Annotated in this window: 3 protein-coding genes and 1 pseudogene; all 4 read right to left on the minus strand. The window is 59.6% G+C overall.

Going from position 1 to position 3,185, the window contains the following annotated elements:
* A partial coding sequence (locus B3V69_RS20340; RefSeq protein WP_296449548.1) for a hypothetical protein occupies positions 1–768 on the minus strand: 768 nt, incomplete at its 3' end.
* Between the two features lie 21 nt (positions 769–789).
* Complete coding sequence (locus tag B3V69_RS20345) at positions 790–1,452, minus strand: TetR/AcrR family transcriptional regulator (RefSeq protein ID WP_296449551.1); 663 nt, start codon at positions 1,450–1,452, stop codon at positions 790–792.
* On the minus strand, positions 1,446–2,699 hold the full coding sequence (locus B3V69_RS20350) for a patatin-like phospholipase family protein (protein WP_296449553.1): 1,254 nt from the start codon (positions 2,697–2,699) through the stop codon (positions 1,446–1,448). The genes B3V69_RS20345 and B3V69_RS20350 overlap by 7 nt, the downstream gene beginning before the upstream one ends.
* A 219-nt stretch (positions 2,700–2,918) precedes the next feature.
* A pseudogene (locus B3V69_RS20355) lies at positions 2,919–3,185 on the minus strand (poly granule associated protein); the annotation flags it as partial.

A 3,185-nucleotide genomic window follows, 5' to 3' on the forward strand; every position in this document is an offset into this window, starting at 1 on the left:
TTGCAGCTCGACCCTGGCCATTTCCACATCCAGCCGTTCCATCGCGTCCATCGGCTTGGCCGCGGCCGCCTGCTGGTAGAGCCGGGTGGCATCCCCCATCATCGTGTCGCCGCCGAGCATCACCATGGCGTTGGCGTATTCGATCATGCCAATGGCCGATTCGAAGTTCAGCTTGAGTGCTTCCTGAAAAAGCCTCAAACCGGTGTCTTTCTTGGCGCCGTAGGTCATGCTGCCAATGAGCAGGCCCACCTTGTCGATGACCTCGGCGTGAAACGCCCCCAGTGCGATGTGGGCATCGGCGTGTTTGGGCTGGAGTTTGATGACGTTCTCCAGCGACTCCTTGACCTTGCTGCCAAGCCCTTGGGCCAGCGCCTTGGCCACACTGATGCCCTGGCTATAGCGTCCCAGCGCATAGGCCTGCCAGTAATGGGCGTTGACGTTTTGGGGCTCTTCCTGGGCCTGCACGCCAGCGCGCCGGGCCACTTCCTTGTAAAGATCGAGCCGGGCCTTCTCTTTCTTTTCCAGATAGGTGGCGTAGATGCACGCTGACTTGTTGGCCACGGTGAGACCGGCGCCACCAATTTGGAGGCCCATGTCCGTGGCGTTCTGGAATTCACCGCTATGGAACAGGGCCCACGCTTGCAGCACTTTGGTGTCGTGGGGTAGCGGCTCGGCGTCGCCGGCATGCAGTCGCCCCCAATGGTGTTTGACGCTGCTGGCATCAAACACGTAGTCGCCCGCATAGGGAAAGGCGGTCCATTTGGCCATTTTTTTCCTCCACCTGACTTTTTACTTGTCGGAGTTATTGTAGGCGCCCGCCAGCTTCAGTAAATGCAGGCGCTGGCCTTGCTCCAGATAGGGCGCGAGCAGGTTCAATACGTGTTGCGCGCCCCGCAGCAAGGCCAATTCGGCGTTTTCCGGTTCCAGTGCCCGGCGTGGGTCGCGCACATATTCAAAACTCAGCCAGTAGGTCAGTACCACCACCATGCTGGTCGCGGTGGCCTCGACCTCGCGTGAATCAATATGAACCGCACCGGTGCGGCTCATGCCGTCCAGCAACGCTTTCACGGCACGGGTCTTGTTTTTCAGGACGGATTGGAAATGGGTTTCGAGGCGTCGGTTCTTGCTCAGAAGATCGTTCAGATCGCGGTACAAAAACCGGTATTGCCAGATCAGTTCAAACAAGCTGTGCATGAAGAACCAGGCGTCTTCCACATCGCGCACGCCGTCGCTGGCATTGAGCAATTCATTCAGGGCGCGTTCGTAGCGGTCAAACAGCGAATTGATGAGCTCGTCTTTGGCCGGGTAATGGTAGTAAAGGTTGCCCGGGCTGATGCCCAGTTCGGCGGAGATCAAGGTGGTGGACACATTGGGCTCGCCAAAGCGGTTGAACAGTTCCAGAGTGACTTCCAGAATCCGTTCGGCCGTGCGCCGGGGCGCCTTTTTCACCATGAGGGGTTTTCCTTGTGTGCCGCTGAGCGCACGACGTGGCCCAGATCGTCCATGATTTCCTGCAGCTTCGCGATGGCTTGCCCGATCTGCGTCGGCGCTTTGGTCGGCGCACTCAGGTGCCGCTTCGGGTCATCCAGCGCTTCGTGGTGCAGGGTGATGCCGTGGCGGAGCAGTTTGGCCGACAGGTCGGTCTTGTTCGAGCGCAACATCTGGCGCGTTTGCTGGTAGGCGTGCTCGGCCAGATGGCGGCGTTGGGCGTAACTGAAGGTATTGGCCAGATACAGCTCGGGGTCGCGGTGATCGGGCTCAATCAGGATGATGTCGGTATTCGGGTAGACATGCTCGTAGTGCTTCATGCCCAGCACCATGCGCGAGTGAATCATGGAGCGGAAGGTCTGGCTCAACACCGCAGGCAGACCGCCATCCACAATGCGCGGGATGTGGTGTTTCTCGGAGGGCAGACCACGCCGCATGACTTTGGCGACCTGGGGTGCGGTGGCGTCGAACGGCACCAGGGGGTTGAGGCACAGCATCAGATCCATGCCCTGGTCCAGGGCGACGGAGGCGTGCATGGTTTTCTTCAAGGCACCGTCTACATAGTAGCTGTCATCAATCTCCACGGGTGGAAACAGGCCGGGTAGCGCGGCGCTGGCTTGCACCGCTTTTGAGATCGGCACGTGGTCCCAGCCGGGGCGGCCAAAGGGGGCGGCTTCGCCACTGTCCAGATTGGTGGCCACCAGTGTGAGCTGGGTCTTGAGTTGGCGGAAGTCGTTGGTGCGACCGTCGCGGGAAAACAGACGCGCCAGCTGAACGTTGATCTGGTCGTTGGAGAAAATACCGGTGGGCAGGGCCGGCCCCATGCGCTCCAGCGCATGGGTAAAGGACTTGCGGCCGACCGTGAGGTGCCATAGCGCGGACACAAGCAAGCCCGGCAGCATGATGCCACGACGCGTAAATTCGCTGTAGGCCGGTGATAACAGCCAGGCGGGATCGAAGGTTTCGGACGGCTCGTTGTCGTTCTCAATGAAGGAGGCACACAATTCACGCGGGCTGATGCCATTGGCCAGTCCGGCGGCAATGAAGCCGCCAGCCGACACGCCCACATAGTGCTGCAGCTTGGTGAAGTCAATTCCGTTCAGGGACTCTTCCAGCGCACACAGGGCGCCAACTTCGTAAATGGCACCCAGCGGACCACCACCCGACAAGGCTAGCGCAACTCTGGGTGGACGTGATGTTTTACGGGTCATAAGCGCAAAGTGTAGGGCGGGCGAGGGTGATAATTTGTTGCGACGCAGCAATGAATGCTTCCCTTTAGGTGGGGACAAAGCTCGTTCGTTTCAAGTCATCATGGGCTGTCCCCTAGCGTCTCAAAAAACAATAAAAGGCGCGTAAGCGCCTTTTTCTGAAGGAGTATTTGGCGTGCCTGATACGGCAAGCGCCAGCCCTTGTCTCAAGCCAAGCCGCTGTCAGACTGGGGTTGCAACCGCGTCAACCGTTGCCGTCTTGCGGGCTGGCGCACGTTTGATGGCGGGCTTGGCCACGCGATCGGGTGCCGTCTTGGGCGCCGCTTTGACTATGGATTTGGAGGCCGTCTTGACGGCTTTTTTGGGTGCCGCTTTGGCGGCTGCTTTCGAAGCAACTTTAGGCGCAGCGCTTTTGGCCGACAGTCGCTGGACACTCTTGTTCAGCTCATCAATGCGGGCGATCAGGGCATTGACGTCCTTGGCCGACGG

The sequence above is a fragment of the Rhodoferax sp. UBA5149 genome, from assembly GCF_002413825.1.
GTDB lineage: Bacteria > Pseudomonadota > Gammaproteobacteria > Burkholderiales > Burkholderiaceae_C > Rhodoferax.